The sequence below is a fragment of the Plantactinospora sp. WMMB334 genome (genome assembly GCF_049179095.1).
Classification (GTDB): domain Bacteria; phylum Actinomycetota; class Actinomycetes; order Mycobacteriales; family Micromonosporaceae; genus Plantactinospora.
Map to the genome: position 1 here is coordinate 194710 of NZ_JBMHME010000002.1, position 24337 is coordinate 219046.

Genomic DNA, 24337 nt, shown 5'->3' on the forward strand with positions numbered 1-24337 from the left:
GTGCAGCGCGCGTCCGGGCGCGGCCCCCGGTCCGGCGTGAACACGGCGGGCCTGCGCGCCGCGCGGCTGCCCCGAGGGCTGCATCCGGTCGCCTGGTGGCTGTGGGCACTCGCCCTGGCCACCGCGGCCAGCCGCACCAGCAACCCGCTGCTGCTGGCCCTCGTCTTCGCCGTACTCGGCTTCGTGGTCACCGCCCGGCGTACCGACGCACCCTGGGCCCGGGCGTTCCACTACTACCTGATCCTCGCGCTGTCGGTCATCGTCATCCGGGTCGTGTTCCGGATTGTCTTCGCCACCGGCGTCACCCCCGAGGACCACATCCTGTTCCGGCTGCCGCATGTGCCGACCCCGGACTGGTATGCCGGAATCCAGATCGGCGGCCCGGTGTCGCTGGAGGCCACCCTCTCCGCCGCGCTGGACGGGCTCCGGTTGGCCTGCCTCCTCTGCTGCATCGGCGCCGCGAACAGCCTCGCCAACCCGAAACGTGCCCTGAAGGTGCTGCCCGGCGCCCTCTACGAACTCGGCGTGGCCGTCACCGTCGCGCTCAGCGTCGCACCGCAACTCGTGGAGAGCGTGCAGCGGGTCGCCCGGGCCCGCCGGCTTCGCGCCGGCCGCTCCCGAGGGCTGCGGGCGGTACGCGCGATCGCGCTGCCGGTGCTGCACGACGCCCTGGACCGGTCCCTGCGGCTGGCCGCCGCGATGGACTCCCGAGGCTACGGCCGCACCGGCACCGCCACCCGCACCTCCCGGCGCCTCACCGGAGCCCTGATGCTCACCGGCATGGCCGGGCTGTGCGTCGGCGTCTACGGCCTGCTCGACCCGAGCGTGCCCCGCCCCGTCAGCCTCGGCGCCCTGGCCACCGGCATCGTCCTGAGCGTCACCGGCCTGGCCGTCGGCGGGCGGCGGGTCTCCCGCAGCCGCTACCGCCCCGACCCCTGGCAGTGGCCGGAATGGGTCGTCGCCGGCTGCGGCATTGTCACCGCCGTCGTCCTCACTGCCGGGACCGGCTACGACCCCGCCGAGCTGAACCCCGGCCTGTACCCGCTGGCGTGGCCGACCCTGCCCCTGCTTCCCACCGCCGCGATCCTGCTCGCGGCGCTCGCCGCGTTCGCCGCACCCCCACCACCACGGCCCAGACCGATCGCCGTTCCCGCCGCCGGAGCCCATTCGTGATTCGCTTCGACCACGTCAGCATCACCTACGCCGGCACCGGCCGACCGGCGCTGCGCGACGTCACGCTCACCATCGACGAGGGTGAACTGTGCCTGGTCGTCGGGCACACCGGATCCGGCAAGTCGACCCTCCTCGGCGCGATCAACGGCCTCGTCCCGCACTTCACCGGCGGCACCCTCGCCGGCCGGGTCACCGTCGCCGACCGGTCCACCGCCGAGCACCCACCGCGCGAGTTCGCCGAACTCGTCGGCGTCGTCGGGCAGGATCCGGTCGCCGGGTTCGTCACCGACACCGTCGAGGAGGAACTCGCCTACGGCATGGAACAACTCGCCCTCACCCCGACGGTGATGCGGACCCGGGTCGAGGAGACCCTCGACCTGCTCGGCCTCGCCGACCTGCGCCACCGGGGCCTGCACGAGCTGTCCGGCGGACAGCAGCAGCGGGTCGCGATCGGCGCCGCCCTCACCGCCCATCCCCGGGTGCTCGTCCTCGACGAACCCACCTCGGCGCTCGACCCGACCAGCGCCGAGGACGTCCTCGCCACCATCACCCGCCTCGTGCACGACCTCGGGATCACCGTCGTCCTCGCCGAACACCGCCTCGAACGCGTCATCCCGTACGCCGACCGCCTCATCCGCCTCGACGGCGACGGCACCGCCCGTTACGGCGACCCGGCCACCCTCCTTGCCGACAGCACCGTCGCCCCACCGATCGTGCACCTCGGCCGCCTCGCCGGGTGGGCACCGCCACCGCTGTCCGTCCGCGACGCCCGCCGACACACTCCCACCCTGCGGCAGCGGCTACCCACCACACCATCGGTCCCACACCGTCCCGCATGCGCCGACGGCGAGGTGGCGCTGACCGCCAGGGGAGTGGTGGTCCGGCACGGGCCGGTCGTCGCCGTTCGCGGCGCCACCCTCGACCTGCACGCCGGTGAGGTGGTGGCGTTGATGGGCCGTAACGGGTCGGGCAAGTCGTCCCTGCTGTGGGCGTTGCAGGGCGCCGGCCGCCGCGCCGGCGGCACGATCCGCACGGGTGGTTCCGACCCGGCCAGGGTCACCCCGGTCGAGGCCCGTCGGCTGGTCGGGCTGGTGCCGCAGACCGCCACCGACCTGCTCTACCTCGACACCGTCGGCGCCGAGCTCGACCAGGCCGACCGTGACGGCGCCACCCCCGGAACCGCCCGGCGGCTACTCGACGACCTCGCTGCCGGCATCGCCGACACCGAGCACCCCCGGGACCTCTCCGCCGGGCAGCAGTTGGCGCTGGTCCTGGCCATCCAACTGGCCGTCACACCCCGGGTGGTGCTGCTCGACGAACCGACCCGAGGACTCGACTACACCGCCAAAGCCGCCCTGGTCCGCACCCTGAACCAACTCGCTGGGCAACGACACGCCATCGTCGTGGCCACCCACGACGTCGAGTTCGCCACCGCCGCCGCCGACCGGGTCGTGGTGATGGCCGGCGGCGACGTCGTCACCGACGGCCCCGCCCCGACGGTCCTCACCGCCTCGCCGACCTTCGCCCCGCAGGTCGCGAAGATCCTCGCCCCGCTGCCGTACCTCACCGTCGGCCAGGTCGCCGCCGCCCTCGACACACCCCAGGCGCAGCCGTGACCGCCGTACAGGTCCCGGCCCGGGCGACCGCGACGATCGTGATGGCGTCGTTCGTCGGCCTCGTCGCCTTCCTGTGGCCGTTCGTCGTCGCCCCCGGCACGTTCGGCGCCGCCGAAACACCACCGCTGATGTTCGGCGCCCTGCTCGTCCTCGTCCTCGCCGTAGTATTCGCCGAGATCGCCGACCGACGCATCGACGCCAAAGCCCTCGCCATGCTCGGCGTCCTCTCCGCGATCAACGCCGCCCTACGGCCCCTCGGCGCCGGCACCGCCGGAATCGAAACCGTCTTCTTCGTCCTCGTCCTCGCCGGACGGGTCTTCGGCCCCGGATTCGGGTTCGCGCTCGGCTGCACCTCCCTGTTCGCCTCCGCCCTCCTCACCGGCGGCGTCGGACCGTGGATGCCGTACCAGATGTTCGGCTGCGCCTGGGTCGGCATGCTCGCCGGCCTACTACCCAAAGCAAATGGCAAGGCGGAGATCGCGCTGCTGGCCGGGTACTCGGCGGTCAGCGGCTACCTCTTCGGCTTCATGCTCAACCTGTCCTTCTGGCCGTTCTCCCTCGACCCCGACAGCTCCATCGCCTACCAACCCGGACTGCCGCTGCTCGAACAGTTCCAGCGGTACTTCGCCTTCTTCACCGTCACCTCACTCGGCTGGGATACCGGCCGCGCCGTCACCACCGCCATCCTCGTCACCCTCACCGGCCCGGCCGTCCTCGGCGCCTTCCGCCGCGCCGCCCGCCGGGCGAACTTCCACACCACACCGACCTTCGAACACACCCGGCAGGGCGCCGACCGGTGAGCGCGGTGACTGTCTCGCCCGAGCCGCCGGTCAGGCGGCCCGGCCGTTGCGACCCGCAGGGGATGACGGCGTACTCGCCGCCGTCGGCGCCGCGCTGGTGAGACGATCCGCACACCCCGCGCTGGAGGCCCCTTCCGAAGCCCACAACGTGGGACGGCGGCGGCTATCATCGGCGTCAGCGCTGGTTCGCCCCGCCCGTGCAGGCGGGGCGTCGTAAGAGGGAACCCGGTGAGAATCCGGGACTGCCCCGCAGCGGTGAGCAGGAACGACCGCCGTCAACGGCACTGGGCGCACCCGCGCCCGGGAAGCGACGGCCAGTAGGAGACCGGACCCTGGTCCGGACGTGCCCGCGAGTCCGAAGACCTGCCCGCGCCGCACACACCGACCGGGTGTGTGCTGCCGCCGGCCTCGCGGGTGGGCCGGGCGGACCGCGTACCCGTCCGGTACCGCCTACCACGGCGCCCGACGGTCGGTGTGGTCTGTCCTTCCTGCCACAGGTCACGACCACCTTCGGGGGACAACCCGTGCGCGACACGATTCTGCCCAACCGCCCACCGTCCGCATCGCAGCTGACCCTGTCGCAGATCATGGACCAGCACCACACCAACCTGATGGGCACCGTGCACGGCGGCCGGATCCTGAACCTGATCGACGCCGTCGCCGGCGTGGTCGCCGCCCGCCACTCCGAAGGCCCGGCCGTCACCGCCGCCATCGACGAAACCGCCTTCCTCCAGGCGGTACGCGTCGGCGACGTCGTGCACGTCGAGGCCCGGATCACCTGGGCCGGCCGGTCCTCGATGGAGATCGCCGTCACCGTCACCGCCGACCGGTGGGACCGCGCCGTCCCACCCACCCTCGTCGCCACCGCCCACCTGGTGATGGTCGCCGTCGACGACAACGGACAACCACGACCGGTCCCCGCACTACTGCCGGAAACTGACGATGACCGCCGCCGCTACCAGGAGGCGCAGATCCGCCGCGAGCACCGCCTGACACTGCGCCGCGCCCTCGCCAGCCAGGCCGGCCTGGCATGAGCGAGTTCGGGTACGTGCCGGCCGGAACCCTCGTCGGCTACCTCGCCGTGATCACCCTGTTCATGCTCACCCCCGGCCCGGACATGCTGTACGTGCTGGCCAACGCCGTCCGCTACGGCGCCCGGGCCAGCGTCGCCGCCGCGGCCGGCGTCGCCGTCGGCGAGATCATCCATGTGGCCGTCGCGATCGCCGGGCTCTCGGTCGTGATCGCCAACTCACCGACCCTGTACGCGACGATCCGGTACGCCGGAGCCGCCTACCTGATCACCCTCGGGCTGCTGGCCCTGCGCCGACCGGCGAATCCCCCGACCGCCCGGCAGGACGCGGCGCCGGCAACGATCGGTCTGGTCAAGGCGGCCGGTCGTGGCCTGCTGACCAACCTGCTCAACCCGAAGATGATCCTCTTTACGATCGCGTTCCTGCCCCAGTTCGTCGACCTGAACCGAGGCCACGTCACCGCCCAGTTCCTGGTCCTGGGCGCCGTCTTCGTCGCCGTACAACTCGCCGTCGACATCGCACTCGGGCTGGTCACCGGCCGACTTGCCGGCAGACTGACCACCGGCCGGCCCGCCCGCCTGCTGCATCGAATCAGCGCCGTGGCCTTCTTCGGCATCGGTGTACACCTCGCCATCGGATAACCCGCCCGACGACCCACGTCGGCGCCCCGACAACCGCCGACAGGGCGCCAGTACGAGCGGCCAGCCGAAGAGCGTGCCCGCACAGGCAGATCCGTGACTTCGGCTGCCCGGAGGGTCGCATGTCCGGAGAGTCTCAGCAGGACGGCCGTTGACGACACGAGCCCGGATGGCCACACTGACTGCAACATCGTGATACCTGTGCGTCGATGGGGGAAGTCCGGTACAAGCCGGCGCTGGCCCGCAACGGTAGGCGGCGAACATACGCCGCGAGCCCGAGTACCCATCGACGTACCGCAAGGTTCCACCACCCGTCGTGGCCCACGGGTCGGAGCCGCCCGGGAGCGGTCCCGGGTCGCGTCGACCGTCGGGCCGGAAAGGCACCGATTGATGGCCGCCCTCCTCCGGCACCGCACCCGCACCCTCCTCACCGGCGTACTCGCCACCCTCACCCTGTCTGTGGCTGTCGCTGCACCGGCCGCCGCACAATCCACCCTCAACCGTGTCGACGCCGCCGCAGGATGGCTCGCCCGCCAGATGGTCGACGGCGAACGGTTCGAAGTCGTCTTCGACGGCGTCGCCTACCCCGACCAGGGACTCACCCTCGACGCGATCTTCGCCTTCGCCGCCGCGAAAGTCGCCGACACGAACGCCAGCAACGCCACCGCCTGGTTGGCGCAACCGGCGGTCACCACCGGCTACATAGGCGACGGCACCGAGGCGTACGCCGGAGCGACCGCCAAACTCGCCCTCGGCGCACAGGTCCGCGGCCTGAATCCGGCAGCGTTCGGCGGTGTCGACCTGATCGCCCGCCTCCACACCCTGATGGCACCAACCGGTAGGTTCACCGACCGGTCCGCCTTCGGCGACTTCAGCAACATGTTCAGCCAGTCCTTCGCGGTGCTGGCACTCGACCGGGCGGGCGGAGCACCCCCGGCGGCGGCGGTGGCCTTCCTGGCCGGCGCCCGCTGCCCCGACGGCGGCTTCCCCCTGCTACTCGCCCAGGCCACCTGCGTCAGCGACGTGGACGCCACCGCACTGGCGATCCAGGCACTCCTCGCCGCCGACCGTCCCCTCGTCGCCCAGGCGGCGGCTCGATGGCTGGTCTCCGTACAGGCCGACGACGGGTCGTTCACCGCGAACGGGGTGGCCAACGCCAACAGCACCGGACTGGCCGCGCAGGCGCTCCGCACCGCCGGCCGGGTCGTGCCGTGGCTGCACGCCCGCCAGTTCCTGAGCAGTCTCCAGCAAACCTGCACCGCGCCCGCGGTGAACCGAGGCGCGATCGCCTACACCGACGGCGGGTACGACGCCACCACCGCGACCCGCGCCACCGCCCAAGCCGTCCCCGGACTGGCGGGCAGCGGCTTCGCCACCCTGTCCGCCGCCGGCTCCCACCCGGCCGCCCCGACCCTGGCGTGTCCGCACCGATGACCACCATGGGAGGTTCACCAGTGCCTATCCCGATCCGCCGCCACATCGCCGCACTGATCGCCATCATCGTCGTCGCGGCCGGGCTGGTCGCCGCCGACCCGACGCCCCGCCCGGCGCACGCCGCCGCGTGCAGCCCCGGCACCGGGGTCACCGTCGTCGTCGACTTCACCGCGTTCGGCCTCGGCGTGCAGACCGCCTGCTACCTCGGCGACCCACCCACCGGCCTGGCCGCCCTGCAAGGCGCCGGCTACACCGTCACCGGCACCCAACGCTGGGGTCTCGCGTTCATCTGCCGCATCAACGGACGACCGACACCGGCCGCCGAACCGTGCGTCAACACACCCCCGGCCAGCGCCTACTGGTCCTACTGGCACGCCCCACCCGGCGGCACCTGGTCCTACAGCACCCTCGGCGCCACCAGCTACAACCCCGCCCAGGGCACCGTCGAAGGCTGGCGATTCGGATCCGGCCAGGCACCCTCGATTTCCCCACCGTGACCTCGGCCCGCCTGGCCGACCGCCGTGCCGGTGGCCGGCCAGGCATGCCACCACCATGCGATGCCTCGGACCAAGACGGGGTGGGAATCCGGCACGACGCTCGGTCGGCGGACGGTCATCGTCGACGGGTTCCTGCCGCTATGGCGGGTCAAGGACCAGGGGACGACCGGGCCACGTGGGGTACCGCCCTGATCGGTCACCGGCCTGCGGCCGACCCGTCCGCGTCGCCGTTGGCGCGCGCCCGACTCCCATGGCGCTGGGGAAGTCGGGCCGCAAATCCTGCACCGTGACACGCCCGACACAGTATCTGGTGTTTCCTCCTTTCGTCGTGCCCATATATGGTGTTGTCCGCAGCTGGTTCGACTGTCAATCCATGGTGGTCGAGGCAAGAGGGAACCCGGTGGGAATCCGGGACTGCCCCGCAGCGGTGAGTGGGAACGACCGCCGTCAACGAAGCACTGGACCCTCGGGTTTGGGAAGCGACGGCCAGTAGGGACGAGTACGACGCCCGCGAGTCCGAAGACCTGCCAGCGCGCCGCACGCGTCGCGTGCGGCGGTCGAAGGCCGCGCGGGACGGCCGACGCCATCAGCCGGACCGCGGCAGGAATGCCGAGGGTGACCGGTGGCGTCCTCCCGTGCGCCCGTCGACCTCTTTGACAGGCGTGAGGAGGGGGACATGACCGCGACGCGAGAGCAGGTTGCACCGGACCAGGCGGTGCCGGAGCAGCGCCGGCATGTGATGCGGGTTTGTAAGCGTAACGGCGATACCGAGCCGGTGGACGTCAACAAGATCGTCAGGGCGGTGGAGCGGTGGGTCGCCGACCTGGACGAGGTGGATCCGCTGCGGGTGGCGACGAAGACGATCAGCGGGTTGTACGACGGGGCGACCACGGCCGAGTTGGACAAGTTGTCGATCCAGACGGCGGCCGAGTTGATCGGCGAGGAGCCGCAGTACTCGAAGCTGGCGGCGCGGCTGCTGGCCGCGTACGTGGACAAGGAGGTCCGCGGTCAGGGGGTGGCGAGCTTCAGCCAGTCGATCCGGTACGCGCACGGTCTGGGGTTGATCGGGGACGAGACGGCCGCGTTCGTGGCCCGCAACGCCCGCAAGCTCGACGACGCTGTCGACCCGGATGGTGATCGGCGGTTCGAGTACTTCGGTCTGCGTACGGTCGCGGACCGGTATCTGTTGCGGCATCCGGAGTCGCGGCTGGTGGTGGAGACGCCGCAGTACTGGCTGCTGCGGGTCGCCTGCGGCCTGTCGCAGACGCCCGGTGAGGCGATCGGCTTCTACCGGCTGATGTCGTCGCTGGCGTACCTGCCGAGTTCGCCGACGCTGTTCAACTCCGGCACCCGGCACACCCAGATGTCGTCGTGTTTCCTGGTCGACTCGCCGCGCGACGAGCTGGATTCGATCTACGAGCGCTACCACCAGGTCGCGAAGCTGTCGAAGTTCTCCGGCGGGATCGGCATCTCCTGGTCGCGGGTCCGTGGTCGCGGCGCGTTGATCCGGGGCACCAACGGCAGGTCGAACGGGATCGTCCCGTTCCTGAAGACGCTCGACGCCGGGGTGGCGGCGGTGAACCAGGGTGGTCGGCGCAAGGGCGCGGCCTGCGTCTACCTGGAGCCGTGGCACCCGGACGTCGAGGAGTTCCTGGAACTGCGGGACAACACCGGCGAGGACGCCAGGCGTACCCACAACCTCAACCTGGCGAACTGGATTCCGGACGAGTTCATGCGCCGGGTGGAGGCGGACGGGGACTGGTCGTTGATCGACCCGTCCGACGCGCCGGAGCTGCCCGACCTGTTCGGGGAGGCGTTCGACGAGGCGTACCGGGCGGCGGAGAAGAAGGCCGTCCGGACGGTGAAGGCCCGGGACCTGTACGGGCGGATGATGCGCACGCTGGCACAGACCGGCAACGGGTGGATGACGTTCAAGGACGCCTCGAACCGGCTCTCCAACCAGACCGGCGCGCCGGGCAACACGATCCACCTGTCCAACCTGTGCACAGAGATCCTGGAGGTGAACAGCGACGCCGAGACGGCGGTGTGCAACCTGGGGTCGGTCAACCTGGGCGCGCACGTCGCCGCGGACGGCGTGGACTGGGAGAGGCTGCGGGAGACGGTCCGCACGGCGGTGGTGTTCCTGGACCGGGTGATCGACATCAACTACTACCCGGCGGAGCAGGCGGCGGCGTCGAACCCCCGCTGGCGACCGGTCGGGCTCGGGCTGATGGGGTTGCAGGACGCGTTCTTCACGCTGCGCCTGCCGTTCGACTCACCGCAGGCGCGAGAGCTGTCGACCCGGGTACAGGAAGAGATCTTCCTGACCGCGCTGGAGACCTCGGCCGGGCTGGCCGAGCGGTTCGGCCCGCATCCGGCGTACGCCGAGACGCGCGCGGCGCGGGGCGAGTTGCACCCGGACCTGTGGGGTGCCGAACTCGCCCAGGTGGAGCGGTGGGCCGCGCTGCGGTCCGCGATCGCCGCGCACGGCCTGCGCAACTCGCTGTTGGTGGCGATCGCGCCGACGGCGACGATCGCGTCGATCGCCGGCTGCTACGAGTGCATCGAGCCGCAGGTCTCCAACCTGTTCAAGCGCGAGACGATGTCCGGGGAGTTCCTCCAGATCAACACCTACCTGGTGCGGGAGCTGAAGTCACGAGGGCTGTGGACCGCCGCGATCCGCGAGCAGATCAAGCGCGCGGAGGGCTCCGTACAGGGCATCACCGACCTTCCCGGCGACGTACGGGAGCTGTTCCGCACGGCGTGGGAGCTGCCGCAGCGGGCCCTGGTCGACCTGGCCGCCGCCCGTGCCCCGTACATCGACCAGTCGCAGTCGTTGAACCTGTTCATGAGCGCGCCGACGATCGGCAAGCTCTCCTCGATGTACCTGTACGCCTGGAAGTCCGGGCTGAAGACCACCTACTACCTGCGGTCGCGTCCCGCGACCCGGATCCAGCAGGCCACCGTCGCCGTCACCCCGGTCGTCAAGCCGGTCGTCGCGGTCAGCGACGACGAGGCGTTGGCCTGTTCCCTGGAAAACCCCGAAAGCTGCGAGGCCTGCCAGTGACCACCACGTCCGAAACCCGCACCACCGCCAGCACCGGCACCAGCTCTGGTGAGCGGCACCTGCTGCTCGACCCGGGCATGGACCTGACGCTGCGCCCGATGCGCTATCCGCAGTTCTTCGACCGGTTCAAGGACGCGATCAAGAACACCTGGACCGTGGAGGAGGTCGACCTGCACTCCGACCTCGCCGACCTGGCCCGGCTCTCCCCGGCGGAGCAGCACCTGGTCTCCCGGCTGGTCGCGTTCTTCGCCACCGGCGACACCATCGTCGCCAACAACCTCGTGCTCAACCTCTACCAGCACGTCAACTCCCCGGAAGGCCGCCTCTATCTCTCCCGGCAACTGTTCGAGGAGGCGGTGCACGTTCAGTTCTACCTGAACCTGCTCGACACCTACGTCCCGGACGAGAAGGAACGGTTCGAGGCGTTCGCGGCCGTGGAGAACATCCCCTCGATTGCCCGCAAGGCCGAATTCTGCTTCAAGTGGATCGACTCGATCTTCGAACTGCGGGAGTTGCGCAGCCGCGAGGACCGTCGGGCGTTCCTGCTCAACCTGATCTGCTTCGCCGCCTGCATCGAGGGACTCTTCTTCTACGGCGCCTTCGCGTACGTCTACTTCCTGCGCTCCCGGGGAGGGGAGTGTCAAGTTAACGGCTGATCTTGGTTTTTGAAATGGTCAGTGGTTGGCCGGGGTGAGCCGGCCCTCGAAGGCGATCTGGAACGCGTTGAGAGGTGCTTTCCAGCGCATGGTCCACCGGCGGCGGCCGTTGCCGGTGGGGTCGAGGCTCATCAGCGCCATGTACACACACTTGAGCGCGGCCTGTTCGTTGGGGAAGTGTCCGCGGGCGCGGACGGCCTTGCGGATGCGGGCGTTGACGGACTCGATCGCGTTGGTGGAGCAGATGACCTTGCGGATCTCGACGTCGAAGGCGAGGAACGGTACGAACTCGGCCCAGGCGTTCTCCCACAGCTTCACGATCGCCGGGTACTTCCGGCCCCAGGCCTCGGCGAACTCCAGGAACCGCTCCGTCGCCGCGTCCTCCGTGGGCGCGGTGTAGACCGGCTTGAGCGCTTTGGCGATCTTCTCCCAGTCCTGTCGGGCCGCGTAGCGGAACGAGTTACGCAGCAGGTGGATCACACAGGTCTGCACGATGGTGCGCGGCCATACCGCCTCGACCGCTTCGGGTAGGCCCTTGAGTCCGTCGCAGACGAGCATGAGCACATCAGCGACGCCGCGGTTCTTCAGCTCGGTGAGCACGTGCAACCAGTGCTTGGCGCCCTCGCCGCCGTCGCCGGCCCACAGGCCGAGGATGTCACGATGTCCGTCGACGGTGACCGCCATCGCCAGGTAGACGGGCCGGTTCGCAACCTTCCCATCCCGGATCTTCACGTTGATCGCATCGATGAACACGACCGGGTAGACCGAGTCGAGGGGCCTGTTCTGCCACTCGGCCATCCCGTCGACGACCTTGTCCGTGATCGTCGAGATCGTCTGCTTCGACACCTCGGCGCCGTACACCTCGGCCAGGTGCGCGGCGATCTCCCCGTGCGTCAGCCCCCGGGCCGACAACGACAACACGAGCTCATCCACCCCGGACAACCTGCGCTGGCGCTTGCGCACAATCTGCGGCTCGAACGTCCCCGCGACGTCCCGCGGAACCCGCACCTCGACCGGACCAACATCGGTCAGCACCGTCTTCGCCCGGGTGCCGTTACGGGAGTTCCCGGTGCCCTTGCCCGCCGGATCATGCTTGTCGTAGCCGACGTGGTCGGTGATCTCGCCCTCCAGAGCGGACTCCAGAACCCGCTTGGTCAGCTGCTGCAGCAGGCCGCCCTCACCGGTCAGCTTCAGCCCCTCACCGCGTGCCCGGTCCACCAGCAGCGCGATCAACTGCTCATCCGTGGCCGCATCCACCGACCCGCCTGCCGGCTCCTGCTCGATGGTGGTCTCGGTCGTCATCTGGCGCATCTCCCTTGATCAGCAGATCCGCCGTTAGTTGTACACACCCGTGCTTCGGTGTCCTGCCTGGTCCCGTTGACCATGACGACGAAGTCGTCCGCGTAGCGGACCAGTCGCCACGAGGGCAGGTCCTTGGCCCGGCGTTGTTCGCGTCGGGAACTGGTGGACAACTCACCGCCGCTGTCCCATGCCCGGTGCAGGTGCTCATCGAGCGCCGACAGGGCGATGTTGGCCAGCAGTGGGGAGAGGATGCCCCCTTGCGGCGTGCCGGTCCAGGTGTCCTCGATCTCGCCGAGTTCCGTCAGGAGCCCGGCCTTCAGGAACGCCTTGACCAGCGCCAGCACCCGTTTGTCCTTGACCCGCTTCCGGACGCGGTCCATCAGCGCCACGTGGTCGATCTCGTCGAAGCACGCGGCGATGTCCGCGTCCAGCACCCACCGGTATCCGTGGCTGCCGTAGAAGTGGATCTCGGCGATCGCGTCCTGGGCCCGCCGTTTGGGCCGGAACCCGTAGGAGACCGGCTTGAAGTCGGCCTCGACGATCGGCTCCAGCACCAGTTTCAACGCGGCCTGGACCACCCGGTCGGCGATGGTGGGAATCCCCAACCGCCGCACCTTTCCCGAACCGCCCGGCTTGGGGATCCGCTTCTCCCGCACCGGTAGCGGCCGGAACACACCCGCCTTGAGACGGACGCGTAGGTCGTCCAGGAACCCGGGAACACCGATCACATCCTCGACCACGGCGGCCGTCAGGCCGTCCACGCCCGCAGTGCCGGCGCCCCGGTTGCCAGCGACCCGTTCGAACGCCACGATCAGCGTCGCCGGGTCGTGCACGAGGTTGAACAGATCGTCGAACCGGCGGCCGGGATCGGCCACCGCCCAACGGTGAAGCTTGGCCTGCATCTCCGATACCCGCCGATGCGGTCCCGTGAGAGCCACCTCGATCGGAGCACCGCCATTCGGCGGCGCGTCTTCCGGCATTGCAGCGTCCTTCCCTTCTCGATACCGCTGCCGCCCTTCCCCATGCGCGCGGGCTCTCCCCGGCTCGGAGTACTACGGCGGCTCCGCCCCACCCGGCCCGTTCAGCGGTCGATGCGCCTATCCCAGGCCTGCGGACTGGCCGCCCGCCGCAGGGACCCCGACCAGGCGGTTCCCGTGTTCACTGCGATTCGCTCGTTGGAGGAGGAGCCCGACTGTGTCCCTGCGGCATCGCCACGGGTACGCCGTAGACCTTCCCCGTGGCCTCCCGGCCGGCTTCGAGATACCGGCCAAGGAGTTCCCCACCCGCCGAGGGTGGGTGCGCACCGCATCCGGCCCAGATCCGCCAGGTTTCGAGCCGGTGTAATCGTTAAGAGACGTAAAGACGCCGGTTCCTCGCGTACTCCTCTCCAACCCGCTCGCCGAACCCGCACCGTCTGGCAGTACCGACACGTCCCGGCTTTGTCAGGGCCGCTCCCACCCTCCCCAGCACCACCCGGGTCAGACTGCCCCCAGCTCCACCCACCTGCTACGACAGGTCAGCGGTGAAGGTCTCTCACCCCCACTCGAACCACAGCGCCTCACGGCGCAACTGGAAGCAGATCCAGGCGTTCCGCGCCGCCGCTAACCTCTTACCGACGGCCACCGCCGCCGGTGCCAGCTCGCGATCGCCTCGGGGTCACGTTCGACCGCCTGGCGGGTCGGTACCTGCTGGCTGTAGCCCATGCGGTGCAGCAGATAGGACACCCCGCGCAGGGTGTAACCGACCGCGAAGCGGCGTTCGATGACCTCGGCGACCCGGGCCAGGGTCCAGCGGGCGTCCGCCCAGCCGTGGGCGCAAGGACCTTCGTCAAGCATCCCCGCGAGTTCTTCGCGCTGGTCGACGGAGAGTTTGCAGTCTGAGCCACCCGGGCCGGCCGACGCCAGGGCGTTCGTTCCGCCAGCTACCCATCTACGTCGCCATTCACGGACAGACTTCTCGGAAACTCGCAGCTCAGAAGCGATCTGCGCGGTCGGTTTGGACTCTTCGAACATGGTCGCGGCCTCGATCCGGACCTTCTCACGCCGGACCCGGGCTGCCGCGTTCATGCCACCACCAGCCGGATACCTCATACCTCCGGCCTACCGAACCCATCGACCCAGATCACGCAGACACGCCGAGGGACGTCAGGCTTTCAACCTCTGTAGCAGCCTTGACGTCCCCGTCGGCGACTGGCCCACAGCGTGGGCGGCGCGTGCCTTACGGCCAGCGGGGCCCTGGCTAAGGTTGAAAACTGGGTGACGGCCCCCATTGGTGCTCGTCAGCCGATATCCGTGCTGCGTCGTACGAATGTTCCATCGACGTTCGGTGCATTCCTCGCTACAGTGCGGGCATGAGCCAGGAGGCGGCGGCCCAAGCGTTCCGAGTCCGCACCAAGACGCAGCGCAAGCCTCCCAACGTCTTGGAGTTCAAGACGGTTGATGTCAAGATCGGAAGAAAGGTCTTCAAGTCGGCAACCGTCTTGACGGTCTTCGACGAAGACACAGGCCAGATCAGACGACGCCAGATGATTGTGCAGACCTACGGTCGAAGCCTCAATGGTCCTGGCTTCAGTTTCGAGGACAAGCCGGAACACCGGTGGTACTGCGACGATAGAGAGATAGATGCAGTCAGAGAGCTGCTGAATGATGCATTCCCTGCCCCCGGAGTATACCAGTTCCCGGCGCACGGCTCGGCGGTGCAGCAACTGATTGCGGAGCTGGATGAGGGCCGTGTCGATGCAGATGCCGTCCACCGCGTCGTCACGGCTATCTGCAACGCTCCCGATTTGGCGGAAGCGCTTGCCCGGATGGATGAAGCGGGTGTTCTAGCGGACGTCATCGAACGCAACCGCCAGCTCCAGGGCCTCCGCAGGTGGCGCGACGTCGTGGAGGACCCCGCGAGTACCGAGCCCGACATTCAGAAGGTGCTGGACAAAGAATGGTGGGTTTTCGGGGGCCGCTACGTCAAGTCGGACGTCCGCCGGCAACTCGTGCCGGGAGATGAGCTGGACCTACTTTTGGTCCGGTCCGATGGATCTCTGCACGTAGTCGAAATCAAGCAGGCGAACATCCCCAAGCTGATCAGGGAGCACCGTAGCCACTACCGAGTCGGCAACGAAGTGCACGAGGCGGTCTCGCAGGCAGCCAACTACCTGCGGAGCCTGGATGAGCAGCGAGACTTCATCCTCAACCGCTTCAAGGTCGACCCACGCCGGGCGTCGGCAACAGTAGTTATCGGCCACCCGATGTTCGTTGATGCCAGAGTTTCGCAGGACGTCATTAACGAGACGATCCGAACTTACAACAGTCACTTGTCTCGCATCGAGGTCATGACGTTCGCAGATCTGATCGAGGGGGCTGAAGGGTCGTTCATGCTTACGGATGCGGAGGGCCTTAGCGACGGAGAGCGGGACGTGGAAGCGTACTGGCCGGAGCCCGAGGAAGACCCGTGGCCGGAACCAGCGTCGTACCGCGATCCTTGGGACGATCCGCCGTTCTAGCGTGCCGATCCGCTCGAAGGTCACCCTTGGGCAGGACCTGCTCGACTAGGGTCGGCGCGGATCGAGGCCGAAGCGGGTGTCAACTTATGTCGGTCTCGCAGCGCTTGATAGCCGAATCGCCCTGGCGTTGGCGTATCGGCGACGAGTACATCAAGGCGCGCCTCCGGTCGGTGCCTGACGGCTGCGACACATGTGGCGAACCTCCAACCAGCGCCTATTGATCAGTGCAATCTGCGGCGTCGACAATTTTCGTCACCTTCGCGATGCTGTTGGTGGTCACTCTGTCTTCAGTCCCAACTAACCGGCCCGCACCGTAGGCGTACAAGTCTTCCCGCTTTACAATGAGCGCCGGCAAAACGCCGACGTACTCCGCTCCAGCGGCGGCCGGACCGGTCAGGTCGGAGGCGTACAGCGCCGAACAGTCGCCTACCCGACAACTCCGTGACCGACGGCCCTCCGACGGCCATCATGCCCGCGTGACCGATCCCAGCTTGCCCCCTACACCGGGCATCTCCTGGAAGCGCCGAGCAGACGGCCTTTACCTCCCCGACAACCACGACCAGCCGCCAATAGGCACCGCACCGACTGAGGGGCGGCACAAGGTCACCGATTGGTTGCAAGGCATCGGCACCATGGTCGCAGCCGTCATCGCCGCTCTGGCCCTGCTCGTCGGAGCACAAACGCTCCAAGATCAGCAGCAGATTAATCGCGATCAGATGGCCTTGAACCAAGACGCCCGCGATCGGGCACTGAGGCGGTATATCTCTCGGGTGACATGGCGACAGGAGAAGGATGGCTATTTGATTCAGAATCGATCACCCGTACCCATGGTCGAAGGGCACCTCGTTACTCCAAGCATGGTTGTGTCGGAAGGGAAGATCGGTCCAAACCTGTTGGTTCGATTTTTCCTTGCATACGACATACCACCGTGTACGGCTATCGCCATAAGCGCGGAGGGTGGCCCCGAGGGTTGGATGCCAGCAGACACCTCCACCTTCTATTTTACAGACATCCTTGGGCGCTGGACACTACCCATGGGTATGGGACCCAGTCCCGGTGGTGCGCCCAACGATGAGCAGAAATATTTGGTCCCGAGTGGATATTTTCGTGAGAATGCGCGGCGAGAAATCACTGACTGCGGAGAAGGTGGCTGATGCCCTGCCGACACTCGGCAATCCGCTCTCGCAACACCATGTCATCCGGACTCGCCGTGCTCGAAACGAGCCGAACGAGTAGCCGCCCGGCTTAGGATCACCAGCGCAACGCAGACGGATCCAACGGCTCGTCCGCATAAATCTGGTCGTGGTAGCGCAGCACCGCAGCGACCGCAGCCTCACGCTGCTCGGTGGTCATCTTCTTCGTCACCCACTCCCAGCTGCCCTCCAGCCAGACCGTGTGCATCGCACCGTCCAGCTCGTCGGCCGGGCTACTGCCGGCTGCGGCCCGTCGGGCAGCCGACCACGCCTGCTCCTGGGTGTCGCCGAGCCACACCTCAACAGTGCCGAGGGGGCGTTCGTAGGTGCGGCGGGTGCCGCCGTCCGGGTCGACGCGGGCCACGACGGCGCGGGCGTGCTCATCGCCATCTGCGGGGATCCAGCCGATGATCCGGCCACCCCACACCTCGCTCTTGCCGTCACGGCTGACCTCCGCGCACCACAGCGGGTACGGCTGAGGGATCATGAAAGCTCCTTCGGGTAGGTCCAGGGGCGTTGAATCACATGTCGATGACAGTGCCGCACGAGGCGCGACAACAGGTGCGGGCAGAACCCGCCTACCAGCGGGCCGTCTGGGGTCTGCGGCTCGCACTGCTGGCGCCCGTGCTCATGGGCCTAGCCGTCGGCGGCGTCGCCCTCAACGTTCGGGGAACTGGCCTGGTCATCATGTTCGCGTTCCCGTTCGGGTCGATGGTCGTCGGTCTCGGACTGTCGTGGAGTTCGATCCTGCCGTTGATGAGGGTGCAGCAGACAGTGCTTGCGCCGTGCGGGTTGGACCGCTTCGAGCAGGCTGCGGCTGTGCGGGGCATGGTGCTCCGGGACGTGTTCGCAATCCGGGCCCCAAGACGGTCACCGCATCCAGAGGTTTGAAACGGGCAGGCGTCACCAACCGGACTCGCCGTGCCCGAACAGGCTCACAGCGCCCCCTCCGGGCCGAACACCGGCATCGACCCGAGCCGGTCCGGATGCACAAGGCAGTAACGAACCTTGTCGACCGTCGTGTCAGGAACCAGGTAGCCGGCCGTCTTCAACGACTCGACCATCTCCACTAACGGCGGGTCGTCCGGGTGCGGCTGCCGCTGGTCGACGGGCCGGATGACCCGGCCGAGCGGGAAATTCGCCAAGAAGACCAGGAACCCCTTCTCCGCGAACGTGATCTCCTCGTCTTCGATCCAGGCGCTCGGGATGTACGTCTGGCCGTCCTCTTGGTGCAAGTCGACGTCACAGACGATGTCTGGAATCTCGGGGTCGGCCATGAGCGGGTCTCGCCTCCAAACCGGCGTCGGGAATGTGGACCGGCCGGTAAGGCTCTGTCCCTGTCGGTCATCTCGTCGATGACGAGAAAGGGTTTAGGCGAACGGGACGGGCAGTGCGTCGCCGGGTAGAAGAACGACGAGGCCGTCAACGTCGGCAAGAAACCCACTGGCGTTGACTCCAGCGGGTAGCGTGAACATCTGGACCTGTAGGCCGGACGGAAGCGCCGCACGCCTGGTTCGTGGCAGCGCGCCCTTGTCACGTTCGATAAGCGTGAACGTCGATGGATGACCGAATAGACCGATGACCCCAGCGGGAATCCGATCCTCGCCGGGGACGTACAGAGAGCGGGCTCGGACGCCGGGCCCGATCCGCGCAACGTGGATGACGGACTTCTCCGAGATCTCCCTGTCCGCCATGGTGGGCATCTCCATCCGTTCTGCGGCGGTGATCCACCGGCAGCGATGCTCCGCGTCTGGCCGCGAAGCGAACCAGTCGGCGTCTCCGGCCACGATAGCTTCGACGGCTTGGGCGGCTGGGCAGGTAGGGTCATGAACGAGTTGCTGTCGCACGGAGCGGCGACCGCAGTCCGGGCATCTGATGCCGCCCGGATGACCGCTCCGCCCCTTCTTCTTCGACACGGGCTGACGGCTCCTCTCAGGTCGCTATCGGGTAGGAATCAGCCGGGCCGCCGTGCTCAAACGGGCTGGACGGCAGTCCGCGTTGATCACTCAAACGACGAGTAGGCGGATTTGGTAGCCCTGGTATAGGCCTGGATCGCAGGTAACGATCACAGCACCCACGGCATTGGCCTCATGGACAGTCCGCCGGGTCGCAAGATCACCCGGCCATGTTCCGATATCCAAGGCGCAATGCTCGGCTAGGGGTACTGACCGCACACCAGGCACCAGCAGCAGGGCGACCACTCGTTCGGCGTGTGATCAATGACCGCCTGCGCAACAGCCATCGCCGTTGTTGGAAGCAGCAAACCCACACGACCTGCCTCGCTGTCGTCCAGTAGGTCCATGAGGAGCGGATGGGCGTCAAAGAACGCTACAAGGGCGGATGCATCGAACACCCGCAGCGGGCGCGGGCTCATGCAACGTGGCGCCGGGGGTCACGACCCACGTAACGGGCGGCATCGGCATCCGCCTCGTCCTGCCGGCGCCGCCATTCTGCCTTCTCTTTTGCGTTCAGCGGACCTGGATGAGGCTTACCGATCGCGGCGCAAAACCGCTGCGAGGCGGTCTGGCGACGAGGTGTGCTCGATCCATCGCGCTGATGGCGAAGGTAGTCCACCACCGCATACTTCAGATCTTCAGGAATTTCAGGCGATTGCAAGATCGCTAGAAAGTCCTCGGCCGCGTAGTGAGCTGAACGTGCTGCAACAGCGTTGCTGTAGCCAACGGCGGCGAGCTGAATGAGAGGTATCCCAAGCGCCTGGTATAGAGGTCGTATCTCGTCTGGCGGACAGTACCCGCCAAACCCTGCCTCGATGAGAATCAGTCGATCAACGGGAATCCCGGACCGGCTGGCGAGTTCTTCTGAGGCCCAGCCCTTCTCCTTGCGGCCAACTCGGATGATCGCGCCAAGGGCCCGGCTTGCACGAGCCGCCTCCCTGGTCAGTTCGTAGCCAGCGTCATCCTCGCCAGCAGCGCTCGATGTCGCTCCCTCCGGCTCATCGATGTATCCAAGAGCTGCGGCTGCCTGTCGGGGATCAACATCGAGCACCTGGCAGACGGCGCGGACGTCGGCGGGCTTGGGGCTGTCAATGTTACCCCCTTCCCAGCGGATGATCGTCCGTAGCGGCAGACCGGCTTTCTCGGCGACTTCCGCTTGGCGAAGTTTGGCTCGCTCGCGAGCGCTGCGCAGAAGGGTGGCGAAGGCCTTGCCATGCTCGGAGCGTGGGGAGCGCTGCGGTGCGGGGTCAGCCATCTTCGGATGGTAGCGAGGTCGCGGCCGGTCAGGCGAGAGCTTCCGGCGTGGCGCGTGGCCCGCTTGAGCCGTAGCAGGCCAGCACCTGCCGGTCAACCTCGTCCATCTGTCGATCAAACGCCGCCTTTTCCTCGGGGTCCAGTGGGGTCACGTCCGCGCTGGTGGTGTAGGAGACGGCCATCGCGGGATCCGGTCTGATGTTATGCGGCGATCGGGGTGGGGTCGGGCTGGTCGGTGTCGTGTTGTTCGGTCTGGATGGTGACCATGCGGGCTTTGGTGAGTAGTTCCAGGCCCATGTAGCGGCGGCCTTCGGTCCATTCGTCGGTTTGCTCGGCGAGTACGGCGCCGACGAGGCGGATGATCGCCGGCCGGTTGGGGAAGATCCCGACGACGTCGGTGCGGCGGCGGATTTCTTTGTTCAGGCGTTCCTGTGGGTTGTTCGACCAGATCTGTCGCCAGATCTCGCGGGGGAAGCTGGTGAACGCGAGCAGGTCGTCGCGGGCGTGGTCGAGGTGTTCGGCCGCGGCGGGGAACTTGGCCTCGATCGTGGTAACGACCCGGGCGAACTGGGCTCGGACAGCGTCGGAGTCGGGTTGGTCGAAGATCGTGCGGACGAGGGTGGCGATCCACGGCTGCGCCGACTTTGGCACCTTCGTCAGTCGGTTGCGTAGGTAATGGGTCCTGCACCGCTGCCACGACGCCCCGGGCAGCGCGGCGCCGATCGCGGCCACGAGGCCAGCGTGGGCGTCGGAGATGACCAGGCGTACCCCTGTCAGGCCGCGGGCGGTCAACGACCGCAGGAACGCCAGCCAGCCGGCGCCGTCCTCGTCGGAGGCGACGTCCATGCCCAACACTTCGCGTTGGCCGTCGGCGTTGACTCCGACCGCGATCAGCGCGTGGACGTTCACCGTCCGCCCGACCTCGCGGACTTTCAACGTCAGCGCGTCCATCCACACGAACGGGTAATGGCCTGAGTCCAGGGGCCGGTTGCGAAACGCCTCGACTTGCGCGTCCAGGTGGGCGGCCATCTCCGACACCTGCGACTTCGACAGTTGCCGGATCCCGAGCTGTTCCACCAGCTTCTCCACCCGCCGGGTCGACACCCCGAGCAGGTAGGAGGTCGCCACCACCGACACCAGGGCCTCCTCGGCCCGCCGCCGGTGCGTCAGCAGCCAGTCAGGAAAGTAGCTGCCCTGCCGCAGCTTGGGGATCGCCAGATCGATCGTCCCGGCCCTGGTGTCCCACTCGTTGCCGGTAACCGTTGCGGGAGTTCACCCGCTCATCGCTGCGCTGTCCGTAACCGGCGCCGCAGATCGCGTCCGCCTCGGCGGACATCAACGCCTGCGCGAACGTTTCGATCATCGTCTGCAACACGTCCGGCGACGCGCCCTCGATCTGCTCGCACAGCAGCTCAACAGGGTTCACACTCTCTGACGCGGCCATCGCGTTCTCTCTTCCTTCTCTGACTTGGTCGTCTTGAAGGATCGACGCGATGGCCGTCTCTTATCTACGCAACACGCCTATCACGGGCAAGTCGTACACCACGTCCCTGGCAACCGCGCTGTGGCGGCCACCAGGACGGCCACATGGTGGGCGCGATGTCTGCCCTGTAGTGCGGATGGACGAGGCTACAGATGGTTTCCTTGCTGATCATGCCTCACACCACGCGTTATTACTTACGGCTCTGAGGCGGACGAAAGGGGCTCGATGTATGCCGAGACCTATCTGGGGTCGGGCGCCGCAGTAACGGGACTTTGTCAATCATCCATCGGACACGGCGGCACCGTTGTGACGGCGCGTGCAGGTGACGGAGGCTGAGTGTCCCGACGAGCCGAGGGAGTGGATGAGACTGTGGGGCGACGGGAGGCTGCCCAATCAGAGCCTCGGGACGCGACAGCGACATCATCCTTCGATCGGTCGGCCGCACGTGACGCATGGCGCCGCGGGCATGCACTGGTGGAGCAACTCGCCGCTCTTCGATCGGCCCCAGCGGCGGAGGAGCGCGAGGTAGGAAGGCTCTACCACCAGGCCCACGAAGCTACCGTGCTTGATCAGTTGCGTGCGATGCCGGTCCAGGAACTCCGGTCGGCAGGCCATCGTCTCCGACTTGTATCCAGCGTCGAGCGAGCGGGATACCGGACCGTCCTGAACGTGCTGCAGGCGCCGCAGGACGAGCTTGTACGCCTCCCAGGAGTAGGTGAACAGAGTGCGGCGGCGATGAAACGAGCGGCGAGGGACCTGCATCGCGTCGTTGAGCAGAACACCGCTGTACGCTTGGACGCCGACCGCAAGGATCCCGCGCTCGATCCGCTCCTGCGCGCCCTACGGGCACTGCGCCGCGTTACACAACTGCACGCCGACGCCGCCAGCCTCGGCTCATATTCCGCCGATCTGACGGACGCACTGCGCAGAGCCAAGCCAGCCAACAGTCGCATCCACCTGCTGCTCGCACGGCGAGCCACCAAAGCTGCTGCCCGAGCGGCGGCAGCGGACGTTGCACGACTGCTGACCGGCCGTCAAGCGAAAGCGGCCGTTGCTCTCCTTTCCGAGTGGACCCGCTCGATGGCGCAGGTGCACGCTGTCGGCCACGACGATCTGTGGGCGGAGTTCACGCGTGACGCCGCCGCCTACCACGCCCACCTGGAGCGCGTCAGCGGTAGGACGGCGGACGGTGCAGCCGCGCACGGCCATCTGCCCCAAGCTCTCCAGGATCAGGCCGCGCAGATCAGCCTTAACGTAAGCATGCTGCGGGTGACGCTGCGCGGTTATCAAGCGTTCGGCGTCCGGTACGCGCTCGCGCAGCGACGGTGCATCCTCGGCGACGAGATGGGGCTCGGCAAGACCATCGAGGCGATCGCTGTCTGCGCTCACCTCGCCGCCGGTGGCGAGCGTCACTTTCTCGTCATCTGCCCGGCGAGCCTCGTGGTGAACTGGCTCGGTGAGGTAGCCCTGCACAGCACGCTGACCGCCCACCGGCTACACGGGCCGCAGCGCGACGAAGCGATCGGCCAATGGAGCCGCGCCGGCGGCGTGGCGGTAACGACCTTCGAAACGCTGGGCAGGCTTGCCCTACCTGACGATTTCCGGCCGGGCCTGGTCATCGTCGACGAAGCGCAGTACATCAAAAATCCGGATGCCCGGCGGTCCCAGGCTGCCGCCGTCTTTCTTGCTCGCGCTCCTCGCGCCGTCTTCCTGACCGGCACGCCGATGATGAACCGGGTCGAGGAGTTCCGGAACCTCATTCGCTACCTCAACCCGCAAGTGGCAGCCAACATCAATGTCACGGACGGGTTGGCTGGTGCAGCCAGCTTCCGCCGCAAAGTCGCGGATGTCTATCTACGTCGAAACCAGAAGGATGTTCTCGCCGAGCTCCCGGACCTGATCGAGCTCGAAGACTGGGTGGAACTGGGCCGGTCCGAGGCGCGAACTTACCGGCAGGCGGTGCAGGACCGGAAGTTCGTCGACATGCGCCGCGCCGCCGTGGTCACCGACGGGTCAGAGGTACCGGCGAAGGTGGAACGGCTGCGCGAAATCGTCCAGGAGGCCGCCGACAACGGGTGGAAGGTCGTCGTCTTCTCCTTCTTCTTGGAGGTTCTGGTCCGCGTGCGAGCGAGCCTCCACGGTGCGCCGACATTCGTGCTCAACGGCACCGTTGCGCCCGCTAATCGGCAACAAATAGTGGACGAGTTCAGCGGCATCGACGGTCACGCTGTCCTGATCAGTCAGATCATAGTCGGAGGGGTGGGCTTGAACCTTCCGGCAGCGTCGGTGGTGGTGCTCACCGAACCGCAGCTCAGCCCGGCACATGAAGAGCAGGCCATTCGGCGGTGCTACCGGATGGGCCAGACCCGTGGGGTGCGGGTTCACCGGCTGCTCGCCAAGGACACCGTGGATCAGCGGCTGTTGGAGATGCTCGGACGCAAGTCCGCGTTGATCCGGGCCTACGCCCACGACAGCGTCGCGAAGAGAGCGGATCCGTTGGCTACCGACGGCCGCTACGTCGACCACGGCCTCCTCGCGGATGAGGCGATACCACTCGAACAGCGAATCATCATGGTCGAGCGGCAGCGTCTCGGGTTCGACAAGCGGCGGGTTTTCTGACAGCGCGATGGCGTCGGCCCAACTGCTCAGCGGGACTGAGGATGGGATCACCTCAGGCAATCCGGCGAGCGACCGGAGGTGATGGGCGTGGGGTGGCGCGAGGACGTCTGTGCCGTGGTC

General features: G+C 67.7%; 20 protein-coding genes, 2 pseudogenes and 3 riboswitches. Of the genes and pseudogenes, 13 read left to right on the forward strand and 9 right to left on the reverse strand.

The window, feature by feature from the left end; all coding sequences use genetic code 11:
* The first annotated feature begins 36 nt into the window (after window positions 1-36).
* The 9 genes and pseudogenes from ACN27G_RS00960 to ACN27G_RS01000 all read left to right on the forward strand — a co-directional run.
* Window positions 37-1173, forward strand: a complete 1137-nt coding sequence (locus ACN27G_RS00960) for a CbiQ family ECF transporter T component (RefSeq protein ID WP_421490874.1) — start codon at window positions 37-39, stop codon at window positions 1171-1173.
* A complete protein-coding gene (locus ACN27G_RS00965) occupies window positions 1170-2789 on the forward strand; it encodes an ABC transporter ATP-binding protein (RefSeq protein ID WP_421490875.1) in 1620 nt (539 codons plus the stop codon). Before ACN27G_RS00960 ends, ACN27G_RS00965 begins: the two co-directional genes overlap by 4 nt.
* Window positions 2786-3589, forward strand: coding sequence for an ECF transporter S component (locus tag ACN27G_RS00970; RefSeq protein WP_421490876.1), 804 nt, complete (start codon window positions 2786-2788; stop codon window positions 3587-3589). Before ACN27G_RS00965 ends, ACN27G_RS00970 begins: the two co-directional genes overlap by 4 nt.
* A 165-nt stretch (window positions 3590-3754) precedes the next feature.
* A riboswitch (cobalamin riboswitch) is annotated at window positions 3755-3974 on the forward strand.
* 139 nt (window positions 3975-4113) lie between these two features.
* Window positions 4114-4623, forward strand: a complete 510-nt coding sequence (locus ACN27G_RS00975) for an acyl-CoA thioesterase (RefSeq protein WP_421490877.1) — start codon at window positions 4114-4116, stop codon at window positions 4621-4623.
* Window positions 4620-5261, forward strand: coding sequence for a LysE family translocator (locus ACN27G_RS00980; RefSeq protein WP_421490878.1), 642 nt, complete (start codon window positions 4620-4622; stop codon window positions 5259-5261). Before ACN27G_RS00975 ends, ACN27G_RS00980 begins: the two co-directional genes overlap by 4 nt.
* Before the next feature lie 187 nt (window positions 5262-5448).
* Window positions 5449-5563: riboswitch (cobalamin riboswitch) on the forward strand.
* 85 nt (window positions 5564-5648) lie between these two features.
* Window positions 5649-6692, forward strand: coding sequence for a peptidase (locus ACN27G_RS00985; RefSeq protein WP_421490879.1), 1044 nt, complete (start codon window positions 5649-5651; stop codon window positions 6690-6692).
* A gap of 53 nt (window positions 6693-6745) precedes the next feature.
* Window positions 6746-7189, forward strand: coding sequence for a hypothetical protein (locus tag ACN27G_RS00990; protein ID WP_421497194.1), 444 nt, complete (start codon window positions 6746-6748; stop codon window positions 7187-7189).
* A 338-nt stretch (window positions 7190-7527) separates the two neighbouring features.
* Window positions 7528-7735: riboswitch (cobalamin riboswitch) on the forward strand.
* Between the two features lie 130 nt (window positions 7736-7865).
* Complete coding sequence (locus tag ACN27G_RS00995; protein WP_421490880.1) at window positions 7866-10256, forward strand: ribonucleoside-diphosphate reductase subunit alpha; 2391 nt, start codon at window positions 7866-7868, stop codon at window positions 10254-10256.
* A pseudogene (locus tag ACN27G_RS01000) lies at window positions 10253-10888 on the forward strand (ribonucleotide-diphosphate reductase subunit beta); the annotation flags it as partial. The gene ACN27G_RS00995 and the pseudogene ACN27G_RS01000, both read left to right, overlap by 4 nt.
* Window positions 10889-10930: 42 nt before the next feature.
* Here the strand turns inward: ACN27G_RS01000 and ACN27G_RS01005 are convergent.
* The 3 genes from ACN27G_RS01005 to ACN27G_RS01015 all read right to left on the reverse strand — a co-directional run bounded on the left by ACN27G_RS01005 (window position 10931) and on the right by ACN27G_RS01015 (window position 14280).
* Window positions 10931-12214 carry an IS256 family transposase gene (locus ACN27G_RS01005; RefSeq protein ID WP_421490881.1) on the reverse strand — a complete coding sequence of 428 codons (1284 nt, stop codon included), beginning with the start codon at window positions 12212-12214 and terminating at the stop codon, window positions 10931-10933.
* Complete coding sequence (locus tag ACN27G_RS01010) at window positions 12211-13089, reverse strand: reverse transcriptase domain-containing protein (protein WP_421490882.1); 879 nt, start codon at window positions 13087-13089, stop codon at window positions 12211-12213. Before ACN27G_RS01010 ends, ACN27G_RS01005 begins: the two co-directional genes overlap by 4 nt.
* Before the next feature lie 726 nt (window positions 13090-13815).
* Window positions 13816-14280 carry a winged helix-turn-helix domain-containing protein gene (locus ACN27G_RS01015; RefSeq protein ID WP_421490883.1) on the reverse strand — a complete coding sequence of 155 codons (465 nt, stop codon included), beginning with the start codon at window positions 14278-14280 and terminating at the stop codon, window positions 13816-13818.
* 284 nt (window positions 14281-14564) lie between these two features.
* On the opposite strand from ACN27G_RS01015, the gene ACN27G_RS01020 reads away from it, so the two are divergent.
* The gene (locus ACN27G_RS01020) at window positions 14565-15713 is read left to right on the forward strand and encodes a Shedu anti-phage system protein SduA domain-containing protein (RefSeq protein WP_421490884.1); all 1149 of its coding nucleotides are present in this window, start codon (window positions 14565-14567) and stop codon (window positions 15711-15713) included.
* Window positions 15714-16189: 476 nt separating this feature from the next.
* Entirely contained in the window at window positions 16190-16867 is a 678-nt protein-coding gene (locus tag ACN27G_RS01025; protein WP_421490885.1) for a hypothetical protein, read from the forward strand.
* 97 nt (window positions 16868-16964) lie between these two features.
* Here ACN27G_RS01025 and ACN27G_RS01030 read toward each other — a convergent pair whose 3' ends face one another.
* Window positions 16965-17393, reverse strand: coding sequence for a hypothetical protein (locus ACN27G_RS01030; protein WP_421490886.1), 429 nt, complete (start codon window positions 17391-17393; stop codon window positions 16965-16967).
* A 44-nt stretch (window positions 17394-17437) separates the two neighbouring features.
* Between ACN27G_RS01030 and ACN27G_RS01035 the strand changes: the two genes are divergently transcribed.
* Window positions 17438-17797 (forward strand): hypothetical protein, encoded by a 360-nt coding sequence (locus ACN27G_RS01035; RefSeq protein ID WP_421490887.1) that lies wholly within the window; start codon window positions 17438-17440, stop codon window positions 17795-17797.
* A 44-nt stretch (window positions 17798-17841) separates the two neighbouring features.
* Here the strand turns inward: ACN27G_RS01035 and ACN27G_RS01040 are convergent, their stop codons facing one another.
* The 5 genes and pseudogenes from ACN27G_RS01040 to ACN27G_RS01060 form a co-directional block, all read right to left on the reverse strand.
* A complete protein-coding gene (locus ACN27G_RS01040; RefSeq protein ID WP_421490888.1) occupies window positions 17842-18183 on the reverse strand; it encodes a hypothetical protein in 342 nt (113 codons plus the stop codon).
* A 93-nt stretch (window positions 18184-18276) separates the two neighbouring features.
* Complete coding sequence (locus ACN27G_RS01045; RefSeq protein ID WP_421490889.1) at window positions 18277-18822, reverse strand: hypothetical protein; 546 nt, start codon at window positions 18820-18822, stop codon at window positions 18277-18279.
* A gap of 454 nt (window positions 18823-19276) precedes the next feature.
* Complete coding sequence (locus ACN27G_RS01050; protein WP_421490890.1) at window positions 19277-20116, reverse strand: helix-turn-helix domain-containing protein; 840 nt, start codon at window positions 20114-20116, stop codon at window positions 19277-19279.
* Between the two features lie 28 nt (window positions 20117-20144).
* Window positions 20145-20297 carry a hypothetical protein gene (locus tag ACN27G_RS01055; RefSeq protein WP_421490891.1) on the reverse strand — a complete coding sequence of 51 codons (153 nt, stop codon included), beginning with the start codon at window positions 20295-20297 and terminating at the stop codon, window positions 20145-20147.
* 19 nt (window positions 20298-20316) lie between these two features.
* Window positions 20317-21559, reverse strand: a pseudogene (locus tag ACN27G_RS01060) (IS256 family transposase).
* Between the two features lie 708 nt (window positions 21560-22267).
* Here ACN27G_RS01060 and ACN27G_RS01065 point away from each other — a divergent pair.
* Window positions 22268-24217, forward strand: coding sequence for a DEAD/DEAH box helicase (locus tag ACN27G_RS01065; RefSeq protein WP_421490892.1), 1950 nt, complete (start codon window positions 22268-22270; stop codon window positions 24215-24217).
* Window positions 24218-24337 lie beyond the last annotated feature (120 nt).